The sequence below is a fragment of the Pseudomonas sp. WP18 genome (assembly GCF_036689585.1).
Classification (GTDB): domain Bacteria; phylum Pseudomonadota; class Gammaproteobacteria; order Pseudomonadales; family Pseudomonadaceae; genus Aquipseudomonas; species Aquipseudomonas chlororaphis_E.
This window is the reverse complement of the sequence record NZ_CP144758.1, coordinates 2,852,396-2,868,521: the sequence shown is the minus strand read 5'-3', so window position 1 is coordinate 2,868,521 and position 16,126 is coordinate 2,852,396. Positions and strand designations below refer to the sequence as shown.

Below are 16,126 nucleotides of genomic sequence, written 5' to 3'. Positions count from 1 at the left end.
CTGCTGCCCTTCATGCCTGCACCTCTTTCCCATCCGGCTTGGCAAACCGGCGGCCCAGGCGGTCGAAATACAGGTAGATCACCGGCGTGGTGAACAGCGTCAGCACCTGGCTCACCAGCAGCCCACCCACCATCACCAACCCCAGGGGTTGGCGCAGTTCGGCGCCGGAGCCGGTGGCCAGCATCAGCGGCACCGCCCCGAACAAGGCGGCCAGGGTGGTCATCAGGATCGGCCGAAAGCGTAGCAGCGCGGCCTGGTAGATCGCCGTCTGCGGGTCCACGCCCTGGTTACGTTCGGCGTCGAGGGCGAAGTCGATCATCATGATCGCGTTCTTCTTGACGATACCGATCAGCAGGATGATGCCGATGATCGCGATCATCCCCAGGTCGTTGCCGGTGAGGATCAGGGCCAGCAAGGCGCCGATGGCCGCCGAGGGCAGCGTGGACAGGATCGTGATCGGGTGGATGTAGCTTTCGTACAGCACGCCGAGGACGATGTACATGGTCACCACGGCCGCCAGGATCAGTAGCAAGGTACTCGACAGCGAGGCCTGGAACGCCTGGGCCGCACCCTGGAACTCGGTCTGTACCCCCAGCGGCATGCCGATGTCGTGCTGGACCTTTTCGATCACCTCCACCGCGTGCCCGAGGGCCACGCCGGGGGCGAGGTTGAACGACATCATCACCGCCGGGAACTGGCCGATGTGGGCAATCGCCAATTGCGCCTGGCGTTCCTCGACCCGGGCCAGGCTCGACAGCCGCACTTGCCCGCCGTCGGTGGTGTTGACGTGAATCTGGTCCAGCGCCTGGGGCCCGATGCGCTCCCCGGCCTGGGCCTGCAGCACCACGCGGTACTGGCTGGCCTGGGTGTAGATGGTGGAAATCTGCCGCTGGCCGAAGGCGTCATACAAGGCATCGGTGATGTTCGACACCGACACGCCCAGGCGTGACGCGGCATCGCGGTCGATCACCAGATAGACCTGGAGGCCCTTGTCCTGCAAGTCGCTGGCGACGTCGGTCAGTTCCGGCTGGCTGGCCAGGGCTTCGACCAGCCGACCGCTCCAGAGGCTGAGCAACTCGGCGTCCGGCGACGACAGGCTGAACTGGTACTGGGTGCGGCTGACCCGGTCCTCGATGGTCAGGTCCTGCACCGGCTGCATGAACAGGCGGATGCCTACCAGTCGATCCAATTGCGGCTGCAACCGGGCAATGATCTCGGTGGCGCTGTCATCTCGTTCGCCGTGGGGCTTGAGGTTGATCAACAGGCGGCCGCTGTTGAGCGTGGCGTTGTCGCCGTCCACGCCGATGTAGGACGACAGGCTGTCCACCGCTGGATCGGCGAGGATCACCTTGGCCAGTTGCTGCTGGCGTTCACTCATGGCGGCAAACGAAATCGATTGCGGCGCTTCGGAAATGCCTTGGATCACGCCGGTGTCCTGCACCGGGAAAAACCCCTTGGGCACGGCCAGGTACAGCACCACCGTCAGCACCAGGCTGCCCACCGCCACCAGCAGGGTCAGCGGCTGGTGCTTGAGCACCCACTGCAACCGGCGCCCGTAGCCGGCGATCAACCAATCGATCCAGGCCCCGCTGGCGCGGTAGAAACGGCCTTGCTCGTGTGCCTCGGGTTCGCGCTTGAGCAGGCGCGCGCACATCATCGGCGTCAGCGTCAGGGACACCACCAGGGAAATCAGGATCGCCACCGCCAGGGTGATGGCGAACTCACGGAACAGCCGCCCTACCACGTCCGCCATGAACAGCAGCGGGATCAGCACGGCGATCAGCGACAGCGTCAGGGATACCAGGGTGAAGCCGATCTGCTTGGCCCCCTTGAGCGCGGCCTGCAACGGACTGTCGCCTTCTTCGATATAGCGGGCGATGTTTTCCAGCATGACGATGGCGTCGTCCACCACGAACCCGGTGGCGATGGTCAGGGCCATCAGCGTCAGGTTGTTGATGGAGAAGCCCGCCAGGTACATCACGCCGAATGTCCCGATCAACGACAGCGGCACCGCCACGGACGGGATGATGGTGGCGCTGACACGGCGCAGGAACAGGAACGTCACCATGACCACCAGGGCAATGGCGATCAGCAGTTCGTGTTGCACATCGGTGACCGAGGCGCGGATGGTCTGGGTACGGTCGGTGAGCACGGTGACGTCGAGGCCGGCTGGCAGGTTGTCAGTGATGCTGGGCAGCAGGGCCTTGATCCGATCCACCACCTCGATGACGTTGGCCCCCGGCTGGCGCTGGATGTTCAGCAGCACGGCCTGGTTTTCGTTGGCCCAGGCGGCAAGGCGCTCATTCTCGGCACCATCGACGATCTGCGCCACATCCTTGAGCCGCAATGGCGCGCCGTTGGCATAGGCCAGGATCAGCTCGGCGTAATCCTTGGGCGAGGTCAACTGGTCGTTGGCGTCGAGCATCGAGACCCGGGTCGGGCCGTCGAAGTTGCCCTTGGGCTGGTTGACGTTGGACGCACCGATCAGCGTGCGTACATCCGCCAGGTTCAGGCCGTTGGCCGCCAGCGCCTCGGGGTTGACCTTGATCCGCACCGCCTGGCGCTGGCCACCGGCAATGGTCACCATGCCGACCCCGCTGATCTGCGCGATCTTCTGCGCCATGCGGGTGTCCACCAGGTCATTGAGCTTGGGCAGCAGCATGGTCTTGGAAGTAATCGCCAGGGTCAGCACCGGGGTGTCCGCCGGGTTGACCTTGTTGTACACCGGCGGCGCCGGCAGGTCGTTGGGCAGCAGGTTGGTGGCGGCGTTGATCGCCGCCTGCACCTGTTGCTCGGCGACGTCCATGTTGATTTCGAGATTGAAGCGCAGGGTGATCACCGACGCGCCACCGGAACTGGTGGAGGCCATCTGCGTCAGGCCCGGCATCTGCCCGAACTGGCGCTCCAGGGGCGCGGTCACCGCACTGGTCATCACATCGGGGCTGGCGCCGGGGTACAGGGTCATCACGCGGATGGTCGGGTAATCGACCTGGGGCAACGCCGACACCGGCAACAGCCGATAGGCGATCAGGCCGGCCAGGACGATGGCCAGCATGCTCAGGGTCGTGGCGACCGGACGCAGGATGAACAGCCGCGAGAGATTCATGCGCCGCCCTTTTTCGCCTTGTCGGCCGCTGCCGATTCAGCCGGCGCCGCCGCGGTCTTGCCCTGCAAGTGTTCGGTGGGTGAAGTGGGCACGTCCTGGCTGTCGTTGACCACTTCCACTTCGCTGCCTTCCTTCAGGCGGTCGGTGCCTTCCAGCACCACCCGATCGCCGGCGGCCAGGCCTTCGGTGACCACGGTGTTCTCGCCGTCGCTGGCGCCGATCTTGAGTTTCTTGAGGGTGACTTTCTTGTCGCCCTCCAGGGCATAGACAAAGGTGCCATTGGTGCCGAACTGGATGGCGGCCGTCGGTGCCAGGATCACGCCCTTGAGGGTGTCGGCCAGCAGGCGCACGTTGACGAACTGGTTGGGAAACAGCGACTGGTCGCGGTTATCGTAGCGAGCCTTGAACTTCAGGGTGCCGGTGGTCACGTCGATCTGGTTGTCCAGGCTCTGCAGGACACCCTTGGCCTGGAGTTTTTCGTCACCCCGGTCCCAGGCTTCGACCGGCAGCTTCGCGCCACTGTGGTAACGGGCCAGCACGGTTTCGAGGCTGTTTTCCGGAAGGGTGAACACGACGCTGATTGGTTGGGTCTGGGTGATGACCGCCAGGGCCGTGGTGTCGTTCGCCGCCACCAGGTTGCCGACATCCAATTGGCGCAAGCCGACGCGCCCGGAGATCGGCGCACGGATCTTGGTGAATTCAAGGTTGAGCCTGGCGTCGTTGACCGCCGCCTGGTTGGTCTTCACCGTGCCCTGGTACTGGCCTACCAGCGCGGCGGCCGTATCGAGGGTCTGCTTGGCGATGCTGTCTTCGGCATACAGCCCGCGATAACGCTCCAGGTCCACTTGGGCATTCTTCAATTGCGCCTGGTTCTGCAACAGCGTGCCTTCGGCCTGGAGCAACGCGTTCTGGTATGGACGCGGGTCGATCTCGGCCAGCAGGTCGCCGGCCTTGACCATCTGCCCTTCTTCAAAGGCAATCTTGACCAGTTCCCCGCCCACCCGGCTGCGCACATTGATGGTGTTGAGCGCCGTGACCGTGCCCAGCGCCTTGTAGTACAGCGGGAAATCACCGGTGACCGCCGGCGCCACGCGGACCGGGATCGGCCCCGAGGCGCCGCCGAATCCAGGCCGCATGCCGCCCGAGCGTCCCATGTGCCCGGCTGCGGCCTTCTGCCCTGCCCCAGGCTTCTGGGTCGTGCTGGAGGGCCAGAACTTCCAGGCCAGCAGCGCGACGACCAGGAGGATAAGCAAGCCGAATAGCCAGCGGCGGGGATGACGGGAAACAGAGGATTGCATGGAGTGATCAACCATTGGGCGCGTGGGCTTCTTCTACGGGAGGCTGAACGATAAGCACTGGGCGGTATTTAGCAAAGCGGCTTTACCGGCAATTTACCTTGGGCTTACCTTTCGTCAAATCGGCTAAAGCCTTGAAGTACAAATAAAAACGGCCTGGGTTGGACCCTGGCCGTCGAAATTGTAATAAATGATCTGTTTCAGAACACTTATTTCAGGATGCCTGGTTTCACGGCATCACTTCAGCGCGCTGAGCGCCGCGTCGTAGTTAGGCTCTTCGGCGATTTCCTTGACCAGCTCGCTGTGCAGCACGGTGTCGTTCTCGTCCAGCACGACGACGGCACGGGCGGTCAGGCCCTTGAGCGGACCATCGGCAATGGCCACGCCATAGTTCTGGATGAACTCGGCACCGCGCAGGGTCGACAGGCTCTGGACGTTGTCCAGGCCTTCGGCGCCGCAGAAACGTGCCTGGGCGAACGGCAGGTCGGCGGAGATGCACAGCACCACGGTGTTATCCAGCTCGTTGGCCTGGGCATTGAACTTGCGCACAGAGGTGGCGCAGGTCGGCGTGTCGACGCTTGGGAAAATATTCAGCACCTTGCGCTTGCCGGCGAAGCTCGCCAGGGTAACGTCGGACAGATTGCCGGCCACCAGGGAAAAGGCTGGCGCCTTGGAGCCGGCTTGGGGCAATTGGCCGTTGACTTGAACCGGGTTGCCTTTGAGCGTGACTTGAGCCATGAACGGATTCCTTCTGACAGGTTTGAAAGGTCGAGGCCGGAGTTAACCATGAAATGCCGCCATGACCTATGCCCGGACAGAAAAAGTCATGCTTCGGGCGCCGCTACTTGGCCTTGAGTTTCAGGAATGACTGGTGCATGTCATTCGCCCAGCCATCGATGACCGGTTTGACATCATCGACTTTCATCACCTGGGCGTCGTTGGCCAACGGCTTGCCCGTGCCTTTGCGCACCACCTGGGCGATCACGGCATTGCTGCCGCCGTCGAGAAACACCGCTTCGGTGCCCAGAGTGGTTTCCTGGTCACGAATACCACTGGCCGTGCTGACCGCCGCCGCCACCAGGGCAATCGGCACCACTTCATAAGGCTTCAGGCCTTGGGTCTTGCTGCCCACGGCAGTAATGGCCGCGCGCATCACCAACACCCCAGGGCCCGGGCTCTTGGCCAACGGCAGGGATCTTCCCGCTTCACGCATGAGCGCCTGGTCGTAGTAAGCCGTGATGCCGGACAAGGTGGCCTGAGGAATCCTGACGGTCGGCTGGGGCTTGGGATAAAGCTGCGTCGGCTCGATATAGATGCTGGTGTATTTGCTCGGGTCGATCGTGGGATCAATCCAGCGCATCACCTCGGCGCCCGACGGCGACTTGTCCTGCTTGAGCCGGCTGTAATCGCCCAGGAAACCGGAGTACTCGTCCGGCTGGGTGACTTGAGTGGAGCAACCCAACAAGGCGAGCGAGGCGATGCAGACGCTGCCAATCATTGACGCGAGTTTCATGCGGCCACTCCTGTCATCCACCCGGGACCGGGTTTGAGTTAAAGGTATAGACAATGCCTGGGGTTTTGCCTGTTTTATCGAAGGCGCCCGACGATGGGAGCAAACCTGCCCGCGACGCGCTCGGTCAGCCGGCATACCCGTGGACCGTGCCGACGCCTTCGCGGGCAAGCTCACTCCTACAGGCATTTGAGGTAGATGCCGATGGGGCCAGGGCTTATGTCTGAAACCAGTCCCGACGCTCATCCAGGGTATGGCGGATCAGCTCGACGAGCATTTGTATCTCTGCCGAGGCTTGGGCGTCGGCGTTGATGGCCATCCATACTTCGCGCTGCATCGGCGAGCCGAAGATGCCCGGCAAGGCCACCAGGCCGCGGTCGAAGCGGCTCATGTACTGCGGCACCAGGCCAATGCAGGCGCTGCATCGGATCATCTCCAGCATCAATTCATAGGATTGCACCTGCACCACGCCGGCCCGGCGCTGCTCCATCAGGCTGTTCCAGGGCGTGAAGCTGTCCACCTGCCGGTCCGCCAGCCATTGCACCAGCATGTAGTCGTTCAGATCCTCCAGGCGCTGCGGACGCGTCGCCGGCCGCGAATAGCGCTTGGCCATGTGTGGCACATAGTCCAGCCGCGCCAGGCGCTGCGCCGGCAACGTAGCGAAGCTGGGCCCCGGCATCGTCGCCTGGGTATCACTGAGCCACAGCACCAGGTCAGCACTGACGGCTTGCAGCGCCAGGTCGCTGTCCAGGGTGATGATCTGCAAGCGGACGCTGGCATTGCGTCGCAACAGCGAGATCAGGTCGCGCCCGAGGATGTCGTGCAGGATCGGTTCGGCCACCGCCAGGCGAATCAGCGGCTGGTCGTTCAGCGGCGGCGTCCCTTCCTGAGCCAGGGCAATCAAGCGTGCCTGCAATTGCCGGCCTTCGCGGCTGAGGGTCAGGGTGCTGCCCTGGTAACTGAACAGCGAGCGTTGCAGGCGCCCTTCCAGGTGCGCCAGTTGCTTGCGCAACCAAGTGGCCTTGACGTTGAGGCTGCGCGCCGCTTGCATGAAGCAGCCACATCGCGCACTGACCAAAAAACATTGCACCACCTGGGGCTCGATGTTCCCGGCCAAGGCAAGCCAGGGGTCAGGGGCACGCAACGGGGTGCGATAAGGGTGGATGACAGCCTGGCGTCCTGCTGGCTCGGTGAAGGTCATGGGTGACTCCCTGTCGGTTGTACGGATAAGCAGGTGCTACACAATCATTCATTTCTGGTTGAACGCGCCTCTGGCAAGAGGTAACACCCTTCGAGTCCAAGGCTAGCGGACCTCCTCCAGGACCTTGCTCAACTGCGCCCCGTCAATGCTCAAGGTCGCGGTGTCGAGCATGCCCTCCAGGTAGGCCTTGGCGATCTGTTCCTGGCGCTGGGCGCGCAGGGCCTGGGTCAACCGTTCGCGGACTTCCTCCAGGGTCGCGTCCCGGGCCGGCTGCTGCTCGGTGAGCTTGATCACATGGAACCCCGCCGCACTCTGCACCGGGTCGGAAACGGCGCCGACCTTCATCCGCGCCACCGTCTCGCGAACCGGTGGCACGAATTGCTGCAACGGCTGGTAGCCACTGTCGCCACCGCGCTCCTGGGAATAGCGGCTGGCCAGGGCGGCAAACTCGGCCGGCGACGCCTGGGCCTTCTTGCTCAACTCCAGCGCTTGTCGGCGCACCGCCTCCACCGTTTGCGGCTCGGTGGCGGCGAGGAATATCTGACTGACGCGGTACAGCGCCGGCGCGGTCCAGTTGGCTTTGCCGGCATCGTAGGCCTGCTTCAGCTCGTCTTCGCTGGGGTACCCGGCGGGCACCTGGCTGACCGATTGCAAGTAGTCGCGAAACACGATCTGCTCGGTCGCCGCCCGGGTCTGGCGCTCCACGTCCGGACGCTGTCGCCAGCCTTGCGCGTCGGCCTGCTCCAGCACGGCTTTTTCTGCCAGGCGCGCGCGGATCCAGCCTTCGAGCGCGGTCCGATTGCCGCGCATCTGCTGACGCACCTCGGGGGTCAGCGCTGCCAGCAGCGACTTGAGTTCGTCCGGGCTGACCTGCTGGTTGCCCAGCCGGGCCAGGCTCGGCGATTCGGACGAAACCACGCTGACGGCCTGCACCGCGGCCACCGGATCGCTGCCCGGCCGCATGCCCAGCACTACCGCCACGGCAACCAGGCCCAGGGTTGCGGCGCTGACGACAAAGGTCGGCTTGTTCACGATGCGACAGCCTCTTGCAGCGCAGCCTCGGCCGGCGACGCCTGGTCTTGCAGCCGCTCGGCGTTCTGGCTGTATTCGCGCAGGTAGACAATGAACTCCTGTAGCAGGCGGTCCCACAGTTCAAGCTGGCTGCGCAGGTGATCGACGCTCACGCCGGCCGCCACCACCACGTCCATTTCCATCACCAGGAACTCGCCCTGCACCGACAACCGGGCAAAGCGGCGCGAGGCGTTCCACAACTCCGCCAGCCCGGCCGGCAACTCACCCTGCACACGCAAGGCACAACTGAAGGTGAAATCCAGGTACTCGCCAGCGCTCGGTGTAGGGTTACCAAAACGCACGGCGTAACCGATGCCCTGGCTGGCGCTGAGCAGTTGCACGATGCCGTTCTGCTCGGTTTCGTTGACCCGGTAACCTGCCGCTTGCAACAGCTCGGTCAGGGATTTGACAGAAACCTGTTCAATCATTGCGCTCATGGTCGGTTCTTCCTTGTTCTGTGTCAGTGGGTGATCGAGGCCTGAGGCGCATCGAAACGGTTCTTGTAGAGATCATCGCCAAAGCCCTGGGCCAGTTCCTCGAAACGCACCCGGGTCTTGGCGGCGAATGGCTGGCGGATCTTCATCACGTCGGCCACGTCGATGGTTTCGTAGGCGTGGAGCAGCGTCTTGGCCACGTCGTACATCTGTTGATTCTTGACCGAACATTGCTGCACTTGTGTGTCACGTTCGGTCAATTGCGCCTCCAGGCGCGCGCGCTCGGCTTCCTTGCCACGGGCCAGGGTCAACAGCTCGTCGTAGGCTTTCTTGAACTTGCCGATCTGCTCGTTGCTGGCCGCGACCTGGGCCTGCGCCTGGCTTTGCAGGCTCTGCTGGTGCCCGGCCAGTTGCTCGTTCAGGGCCTGGGCCTTGCTCAGTTGCGCGGTCAGTTGCTTGATTTGCGCCTGCGCGTCCCGGGCTTGGGTCTCGGCGGCCTGGCGCGCGGCGCTGGCCTGGGCCTGTTCGCTTTGCAGGGCCTGCAATTGCGCCGTGGTGCTGCGCAGTTGCGCGCGCAAGCGTTCCTCCAGGCCTTCGCCGTGGGCACTGCCGTTGAGCAGCAGGCCCGCCAGCAGCAACGTCACCGGCACATGGTTCATGGCTCGCCTTTTCATGAGGCCTCCCTGCGCTTAGAAGCGCGTGTTGATTTCAAGCTGCAAGACATCGATGTCGTACGGCGCGCCGTACACCGCTTCGGAACTCAACCAGCGGCCCGTGGCGAAGACGTTGCTCGCCAGGCCGTAGTTGCCGCCCAGGAAATAACCCTTGGCGTTGGTGCCGCCCAAGTGGAACGACGAATCGTTGAAGCCGTCCGGCAAGGCATCCGGCTGGATGTACTTGTAGCCGGCGAACAGGTTCCAATCGCCCTGGCGCTTGAGCTCCAGCGAATTGCCCAGGGTGAACTGCAGCATCCAGGCGTTGGCGCCGCTCTGCACTTCGCCGTCGCTGTCCAGGTTGTTGGCGAACTGCCCTGCCGAGCGTTTGCGCATCTCGCCTTCGTCGTAGCCCAGGTTGTGGACGTAGTGGGCCTGGCTGCGCAGCTTCAGGTCGGCGGGCAGGTCGGCGTCCCAGGCGAAATTCAGGTCCAGCAGGTTGAATTCCGAGGCCAGGCCGACGAACTGCGGTTGTGGCGTGGTGGCCGGGTTGAGGGGGTTGGGCGTGATGTCCCGCAGCAGGAACACGGTGTTGCCCTTCTGCATGAACGCCACGCGCGAGCCGTCGCTGTCGCAGCCAGGGTCGCCGGCCCACGGCTGGCAAGGCGAGGAGCGCTGGCCTTCGATGTCGTCGAAGCGGTAGTAGGCCATGGCGGCCTTGATCCGGTTGCTGTCGTTGATGGCCCAGTTGGCCCCCAGTTGCGCACCGTACAGCCACTTGTTGTCGCTCTCCTCCTTGTCGGAACCGTTGCTGGTACTGGTGTCGTTGGTGTACTCCACCGGGAACGCGCCGACGGTGCCGAACAGCCCCCAATCCTGGTTGAGCTTGCGATTGAAAATCGCCGCCACGCCATCGAAGTTCAGGTCGCCGGAGTACAGCAGGTCGGTGGAGAAAAACGGGTTGGCGAAACGCCCGCCGGTCACGGTCAGCTCATCCGAGGGCTTCCAGGTCAGGTAGCCCTGGTCGAGCCAGATGTCTTTCTTGCCGAAACCACCGCCCAGGGTCTGGGTGGTGGACACCGGGTTGTTGTCCGAACCGGTGCCGATGCGGATGCCAGCGGTCCACTCCGGGGCGATCACCGCCTTCATGCCCAGGCGCGCCCGCAGGCGGAACAGGTTTTCCCGGTCTTCGCGGGTGTTGAGCAGCGGCGGCAGACCCGTGCTGCTGTTGGGGTTGACGTCGTACGGCCCCCTGTCGTTGAGCCGGGCGAAGTCGACGATCTGGTTGCTGTTGGTGCCTGAGTAGTAGCGCGACTCATCCCGCAGGCGAATGTCGCCATCGAAACTGATCCGCGAAACCCAGTCCGGAAAGGTGTTGGGCTGGGCCCAGTTTTCCTGTTTGGCGGTGGCCATGACTTCAGCCTTGACCTGGTCGCGGATCTGATCACGCACGATGTTCGGCACGTACTGCACCCGTACGTCCCCCGGCGCACCGGCCGGCGCCGCAGCCACCGCCGTGGCGGCCTGGCGCGCCTGCACCGCTTCGCGCTCGGCCTGGGCGATCAGGCCGTCGGCCTGGTCCTGCTTCAACACGCCTTGCTGCACGAGCAGGCGGATCAGATTGATCGTGGCATTCTCCGAGGGCGCCGGGGCGCAGACCCCGTGCCCGGCCAGGCTCAAGACCACCAGCCCAACCGCCCACGACAATCGATTCACATTGGAAATCATCTGCACACAACTCCTGTTGGCGAACTTTGAAATAGTCGATTAACCCGGACGCCGTCCCTGCAGGGACAGGCGTACCGGCAACGTCAGGGAAGCCGGCGGCCGCTCACTCAAATGCGGGGCGGCCCGCAGCGCAGAGATCACCTGGTTGTCCACTTGCGCATTGCCGCTGGACTTGACCAGTTCGACCCGGGTGATCTCGCCCACGGCGCTGAGCCAGACGTCGGCCTGCAGCGAGAACGCCAGGCTGCGCAGCTCGGGGTTCTCCCGCAGCAAGCGCTGGAAGGTGAAGGCCAGGAACTGGCTGTAGGTGCCATTGCCCAGCCGGCCACCGCCCGCGCCTGCCATGCCGCCCCCCTTGCCCGCGCCGATGTTGAAGGCGTCGTTGCCGGACTGGGCGTCGCCGTCCATCTGCATCGGGTTCGTCAGGTCATCCACTGGCGAGGGCGGCGCTTCTTCCTCGGGCTTGACCTCTTCGGGTTCCGGGGTCGGTTCGGGCTCGACCACCTTTTCCTCGACCTTGGGCTCCGGTTCCTTGGGTTTTTCCGGAGGGGGTGGCGGCGGTGGTGGCAGCGGGATGATGGTCGGCACCTTTGGTGCTTCACGGCGCACACCGCTCATGTCGTTGGCCCACTGCCACAGCAGCCAGGCGGCCACGCCAGCCAGCAGCAGGCCCGCGGCCCACTTGAGCAGGCGCAGCGGCGAGCGCTTCACCGGGGGCGGGTTGATGGGAAGTTTCGCGGTCATGGTCAGCCCTGGTTCGGTTTGCCGGTCACGAGGCCGACCTGGGACAGTTCCAGCCGCCGCAACAGGTCGAGCACTTCGATGACTTTCTGGTACTGCACCGTGGCGTCACCGCGCACGATGATCGGAAAGTCCGGGTTCTGGGCCTTCTCGATGCGCAAGCGCTCTTCCAGCTCGGCCAGCGTCACCGGGTAGGCGTCGAGGAACACCTGGCCGCCGTCATTCACCGAAATCGCCTTGGTCTTGGCCTCGGACAACGACACCGAGGCGCTGGCCTTCGGCAGGTTGATCTGGATGCCCGACACCTGCGCCGTGGCGGTCAGGATGAACATCACCAGCACCACCATGAGCACGTCCACCAGCGGCGTGATGTTGATGCTGTCCACTGCCGCGTCATCGTCGTCATCGTGTGAAGCATTTACGCTAGCCATCTCGATCCCCTCAGGCCGGTACGAACGATTGGGCGTGATGGTCGCGGCGATGGGCCGACTCACCGGCCTGGCCTTCACCATGCATTTCCGCCAGGCGGGTGATGAACTCGTCGACGAACACCCGCATGTCGGCGCTGACTTCCTTGTTGCGGGTGATCAGGCGGTTGTAGCCAAACAGCGCGGGGATCGCGACGAACAGGCCCATGGCGGTGGCGAGCAACGCGGCGGCCATGCCCGGGGCGATGGCGTTGATGTTCACGTCACCGGCCATCGCCGTGCCGAGGAACACCACCATGATCCCCAGCACGGTGCCGAGCAGGCCGATGTAGGGGCCGCCGGCGATGGCGTTGGACAGGGTCGAGAGCTTCGAACTCAGCAGTTGGTTTTCCCGGGTCCGCACGCCGTCCATGGAGCAACGGATCGCCTCGATGGTGGCGGCCGACACCGACGAGGTATCGGCGCCCTGCTCGCGCCGGGTGCGGATCTCCTTGACGGCCACCAGGTACAGGCGCCACAGCGAGGAATGCTGCAGGCGCTGGGCGAGGTCCTGGTCGTCGGCGAACATTTCCAGGCGCGTGCCGATCCTGGCGAACTGCTCGCGAAAGGCCTGGTTGGCCGCGCTGAGACGGCTGACCATGCGGTTTTTGCGGATCATGATGATCCACGACTGGAACATCATCAGCACCAGCACCGCGATGATCACCCAGGCGTCCAGCGGCACGGCGTTCAACAGGAACCCCAGGCTGCCGAAACCGAAACCGGACTGCTCTTCATCGACGCCGTAGGCCACCAGTTTCGATTCGGCGCCCTGGGCGTTCGCATCGGCCAGCAGCAGCGGTGCCGGACGAGCGACCTTGGAAAGGCGTGCTTCGTCCATGGCGCCGCTGAACGGTGCGAACGCACCGGCCGTGACGTCGGCGCCCAGCGCAATCGGCGAATTGAATGCCGGCATCGCCACGGCGAGGCTCGCGCTCTCGCGGCCGTTGACGTACAGCACCACCCGGTCACCCGAGGCAGTCAAGGCCAGGTGTTGCCATTGGCCGGGGTTCAGCGGCTGGGTCGAGACCGCCCGCTGGCCATCGATCGCCACGAACGGCACGCCCTGGTTCACCCCCACCAGCAGGCTGGCGGCGCCTTCATGGCGGGCCAGGACGATCTGCTCGCCGCCGGCCTGGTCCTGGCGCAGCCAGGTGCTGAACGTGAATGCCGCGCCGGCATTGTGTTGCAGCGAGGGGCTGGCGGGCAGCAGCAGCGGCTGGCCGCTGAACTGCAAGGCACGACCGATCACGCCATCGATGCTGGTGCCCGTTGCGCCCTGGGCATTGTTGCCGTAGGCGGTGGTGTCACGGGGCGGCACGCCGGTGGCGCCGTCGAAGTGGTACAGCGCGGTGTAGTCCGGGTCGAACGTCAACTGGCCGCTGCCGGTGGCCGGCGCTTTCTGGTTGCCGTAGTACATCCACAGGTCCTGGCGTTGACCGCCCTCCACGCTCGGCACATCGACCCAGATCAGCGCCATGCCCATCAACGGGTCGAAGCTTTCGATCTGGTGGTTGAGCACGGTCTTGTCGTCGGCACTGACGAAACGCAGGTCCGAGCCATCGTCCTTGACGCCGTCGAAGGTGAAGTTGCCGGTGTGCAGGCGCACCAGCAGCGCCGTGCGACCCAGGGCCTGGGCGATGGCGGCGCCCTGGGGCGTGGTGTCCACGGAAATCTGTTTGCGGTAGTGCCAATCGTCCTGCCACCAGGCATTGGCGGTCGCCGGAAGCACCAGCCCCAGGCAGATAAACACGGATAACAATAAGCGTTGCATGGACATGACTCCTGGGTTCAAAACGTCGCTTGCAGGTTGAAATGCAGGCGCGATTCCTGTTTCGAGGTGTTCGGCCCGTCGAGCAGCGGAAAGCCCCAATCGAGGCTGCCGGACAGCCATTTGCTCAGGCTCGCCCGAGTGCCGAGGCCAACGCTGGCAAGGGCGTAGTCGGCGTCCTGGTCGGGCAGCTCGTCACGCAGGTACAACTGCGCGCCCTCGGCGAAGGCGTAGAAGCGCCACTCCTGGACATAGCTGCCGAGGAACTTGGCCAGGGACGGTGTGCGCAGCTCCTGGGACAACAGGTAGCCATCGTCGCCGGTGCGTTCGGCCGCCAGGTAACCGCGTATGGATGTGGCGCCGCCGGCAGAGAATTGCTCGTTGGAGACCAGCGGCCCGGAAGCCAATTGGAATGCCGCTTTGGATGCGCTCTGCCAGTCGTTGCCGAAGGTGAAGGTGTAGTTGCCGTCGCCCTTGAGCACGGCAAAGCTGGGGCTGGCGCGGTAGCGCTTGTAGTCGAAGTCTTCGTCGGAACTGCCGTAGCCCAGCAAGCTGCGCGTACCCGCCACCAGGCTCAGGCCCAGGCCCAACTGGCTGCTTTCGGTGTAGCGCAGGCCGTTATAGGCGAAGGTAAAAGGCGCGTACTTGAGCGGTGCCTTGTCGCTGGAGCCACCCAGGCTCAGCTCTTCATCGAAGTCCTTGAAATCCACGCCAACGGAGAACGTGTTGGCCCAGGTTGGACTCGACGGGAGGCTGTAGATCGCCGAAACGCCATAGGAGTGGCCCTTGCCCAGCACGTTGCTGCCGCCGACGGTCGCCACGTTGCTGTCGGACTGGTAGCCAGAGAACTGCACGCTCCAGCGATCGTCCAACGGCGCCGTGTAGGAGCCCGACCAGACCTTGGCGTTTGCGGTGTCCTGAGGGGCGGTGAAGAAGGTCAGCGAAACGCTGTGGCCCAGTTGCCAGAGGTTGTTGTAGCCGAGGCTGGCGACGGTGCGCAGTTTTTCCGTGTCGGCGCTGTAATCGTTGTTCAGCCCGAGGCTGGCTTGCCAAGGGTTCTGGTCTTCGACCTGCAAGTCCACGTCCATGGTGCCGGGCCGCTGGCCTTCGCGCACCAGCGGCATCACCTGACGCCCCGGAATCTTGTTCAAGCGCGCCAGTTCTGCCTGGACCTGGGCGAAATCGGGCACCTCGCCCTCCTTCAGGGCCGGCACGTCGTCACGGATTTCCACCGGCGAATAATGCTTGGCCCCCACCACTCGCACGCGACCGACCTTGGTTTCGCTGACTTGCAGATAGACGATGCCGTCTTCGACCTTCTGCTCGGGCAGTTCGACGAACACCGATTGATAGCCGCGCGCCTGATAGACCTTTTGCAAGGCGTCGCGAGCCCCTTCGATGTCGCTCAAGGCCTTTTGCGGGCCGAGGAAAGGGTACACCGCTTCCTCGATAGCCCGGGCATCGAGCACGGTGTTGCCGCGCACGAAGTATTCGTTCACGTCCACCCGCCGCGCAGCAGCCGCCTCGGCCTCCTGCCCGCCTTCGGCCGCGAATGCCGACGGCCCGCCGACCGCCAGTAGCAACCAGCCCCACACCGCCGGCCGCGCTTTGAAAAAATGCTCCACACCACCCCCTGAATTCAAGATACGGCTCAATTGCTGGCAGTCGATGTCGTGGCGTGCCGGGCCAGCCAGGTGTGCAGCAGCGCAAAGTTCAAGGAGAACTCGGGCATTTGCAGCAAGGCGCCACAGAACACTTCACCGATGATTTTCTCGATGAGCCTCACCGCCCGCGCATCGCCCAGCAGCGTGGCGAGGTCTTTGCTCAAGACGTTGAAACTCCAGACCTTCTGGTTCAGGTCGAGGCCGACGAACCAGCGGAACAGCAGGTTGTAATTGAGTTGTTCGTAGAGTTGCTGCTCGCTGGGCACCGAATAGAGCAGTTGCAGCAAGAGGATGTGCATGGCGGTCTGCGGCGCGATGAGCATCTCGGCATCGGCGTTGAGGCCCTGCAACACGTCGCGATGGTCGTCGAGCAGGTCGTCGATCTGCGGACGCAGCAGGACCAGCGAATGGCCCTGCGGAATGTAGCTGGACACTTCCTTGAGCGCGCCCTGCCAGTCATCCTGGGAAACGATCCAGACCCACGG

The 16,126-nt window shown here is 64.2% G+C and carries 13 protein-coding genes and 1 pseudogene; all 14 read right to left on the bottom strand.

Features of this window, described 5'->3' with window-relative positions; all coding sequences use genetic code 11:
• Positions 1-10 precede the first annotated feature (10 nt).
• Positions 11-3,106 carry an MdtB/MuxB family multidrug efflux RND transporter permease subunit gene (locus V5F23_RS12800; protein WP_338498630.1) on the bottom strand — a complete coding sequence of 1,032 codons (3,096 nt, stop codon included), beginning with the start codon at positions 3,104-3,106 and terminating at the stop codon, positions 11-13.
• Entirely contained in the window at positions 3,103-4,419 is a 1,317-nt protein-coding gene (locus tag V5F23_RS12795; RefSeq protein WP_047738128.1) for an MdtA/MuxA family multidrug efflux RND transporter periplasmic adaptor subunit, read from the bottom strand. The genes V5F23_RS12800 and V5F23_RS12795 overlap by 4 nt, the downstream gene beginning before the upstream one ends.
• A gap of 219 nt (positions 4,420-4,638) precedes the next feature.
• On the bottom strand, positions 4,639-5,139 hold the full coding sequence (gene tpx / locus V5F23_RS12790; protein ID WP_047738127.1) for a thiol peroxidase: 501 nt from the start codon (positions 5,137-5,139) through the stop codon (positions 4,639-4,641).
• A gap of 103 nt (positions 5,140-5,242) precedes the next feature.
• Positions 5,243-5,914, bottom strand: coding sequence for a DUF3313 domain-containing protein (locus V5F23_RS12785; RefSeq protein ID WP_042728232.1), 672 nt, complete (start codon positions 5,912-5,914; stop codon positions 5,243-5,245).
• A 214-nt stretch (positions 5,915-6,128) separates the two neighbouring features.
• Positions 6,129-7,112, bottom strand: coding sequence for a LysR family transcriptional regulator (locus V5F23_RS12780; RefSeq protein WP_042728231.1), 984 nt, complete (start codon positions 7,110-7,112; stop codon positions 6,129-6,131).
• Between the two features lie 102 nt (positions 7,113-7,214).
• Positions 7,215-8,144, bottom strand: coding sequence for a peptidylprolyl isomerase (locus V5F23_RS12775; RefSeq protein ID WP_042728230.1), 930 nt, complete (start codon positions 8,142-8,144; stop codon positions 7,215-7,217).
• Positions 8,141-8,620 (bottom strand): YbjN domain-containing protein, encoded by a 480-nt coding sequence (locus tag V5F23_RS12770; protein ID WP_212803755.1) that lies wholly within the window; start codon positions 8,618-8,620, stop codon positions 8,141-8,143. Before V5F23_RS12770 ends, V5F23_RS12775 begins: the two co-directional genes overlap by 4 nt.
• 23 nt (positions 8,621-8,643) lie before the next feature.
• Positions 8,644-9,291, bottom strand: a complete 648-nt coding sequence (locus V5F23_RS12765; RefSeq protein ID WP_053144307.1) for a hypothetical protein — start codon at positions 9,289-9,291, stop codon at positions 8,644-8,646.
• A 15-nt stretch (positions 9,292-9,306) separates the two neighbouring features.
• Positions 9,307-10,998, bottom strand: a complete 1,692-nt coding sequence (locus V5F23_RS12760) for a putative porin (RefSeq protein ID WP_042728227.1) — start codon at positions 10,996-10,998, stop codon at positions 9,307-9,309.
• A gap of 39 nt (positions 10,999-11,037) precedes the next feature.
• Positions 11,038-11,742, bottom strand: a complete 705-nt coding sequence (locus V5F23_RS12755) for an energy transducer TonB (protein WP_042728226.1) — start codon at positions 11,740-11,742, stop codon at positions 11,038-11,040.
• Between the two features lie 2 nt (positions 11,743-11,744).
• Complete coding sequence (locus tag V5F23_RS12750) at positions 11,745-12,170, bottom strand: biopolymer transporter ExbD (protein ID WP_042728225.1); 426 nt, start codon at positions 12,168-12,170, stop codon at positions 11,745-11,747.
• A 10-nt stretch (positions 12,171-12,180) separates the two neighbouring features.
• Positions 12,181-13,980, bottom strand: a complete 1,800-nt coding sequence (locus tag V5F23_RS12745; protein ID WP_047738120.1) for a MotA/TolQ/ExbB proton channel family protein — start codon at positions 13,978-13,980, stop codon at positions 12,181-12,183.
• A 17-nt stretch (positions 13,981-13,997) separates the two neighbouring features.
• A complete protein-coding gene (locus V5F23_RS12740; protein WP_338498628.1) occupies positions 13,998-15,602 on the bottom strand; it encodes a ShlB/FhaC/HecB family hemolysin secretion/activation protein in 1,605 nt (534 codons plus the stop codon).
• 191 nt (positions 15,603-15,793) lie between these two features.
• A pseudogene (locus tag V5F23_RS12735) lies at positions 15,794-15,931 on the bottom strand (transposase); the annotation flags it as partial.
• Positions 15,932-16,126: the final 195 nt, after the last annotated feature.

Excerpts from the sequence above, each read along its gene's own strand:
- V5F23_RS12750 (WP_042728225.1), bottom strand. The coding sequence starts at position 12,170 with ATGGCTAGCGTAAATGCTTCACACGATGACGACGATGACGCGGCAGTG.
- V5F23_RS12760 (WP_042728227.1), bottom strand. The coding sequence starts at position 10,998 with ATGATTTCCAATGTGAATCGATTGTCGTGGGCGGTTGGGCTGGTGGTC.
- V5F23_RS12755 (WP_042728226.1), bottom strand. The coding sequence starts at position 11,742 with ATGACCGCGAAACTTCCCATCAACCCGCCCCCGGTGAAGCGCTCGCCG.
- V5F23_RS12745 (WP_047738120.1), bottom strand. The coding sequence starts at position 13,980 with ATGCAACGCTTATTGTTATCCGTGTTTATCTGCCTGGGGCTGGTGCTT.
- V5F23_RS12765 (WP_053144307.1), bottom strand. The coding sequence starts at position 9,291 with ATGAAAAGGCGAGCCATGAACCATGTGCCGGTGACGTTGCTGCTGGCG.
- V5F23_RS12770 (WP_212803755.1), bottom strand. The coding sequence starts at position 8,620 with ATGAGCGCAATGATTGAACAGGTTTCTGTCAAATCCCTGACCGAGCTG.
- V5F23_RS12800 (WP_338498630.1), bottom strand. The coding sequence starts at position 3,106 with ATGAATCTCTCGCGGCTGTTCATCCTGCGTCCGGTCGCCACGACCCTG.
- V5F23_RS12795 (WP_047738128.1), bottom strand. The coding sequence starts at position 4,419 with ATGGTTGATCACTCCATGCAATCCTCTGTTTCCCGTCATCCCCGCCGC.
- tpx (WP_047738127.1), bottom strand. The coding sequence starts at position 5,139 with ATGGCTCAAGTCACGCTCAAAGGCAACCCGGTTCAAGTCAACGGCCAA.
- V5F23_RS12785 (WP_042728232.1), bottom strand. The coding sequence starts at position 5,914 with ATGAAACTCGCGTCAATGATTGGCAGCGTCTGCATCGCCTCGCTCGCC.
- V5F23_RS12780 (WP_042728231.1), bottom strand. The coding sequence starts at position 7,112 with ATGACCTTCACCGAGCCAGCAGGACGCCAGGCTGTCATCCACCCTTAT.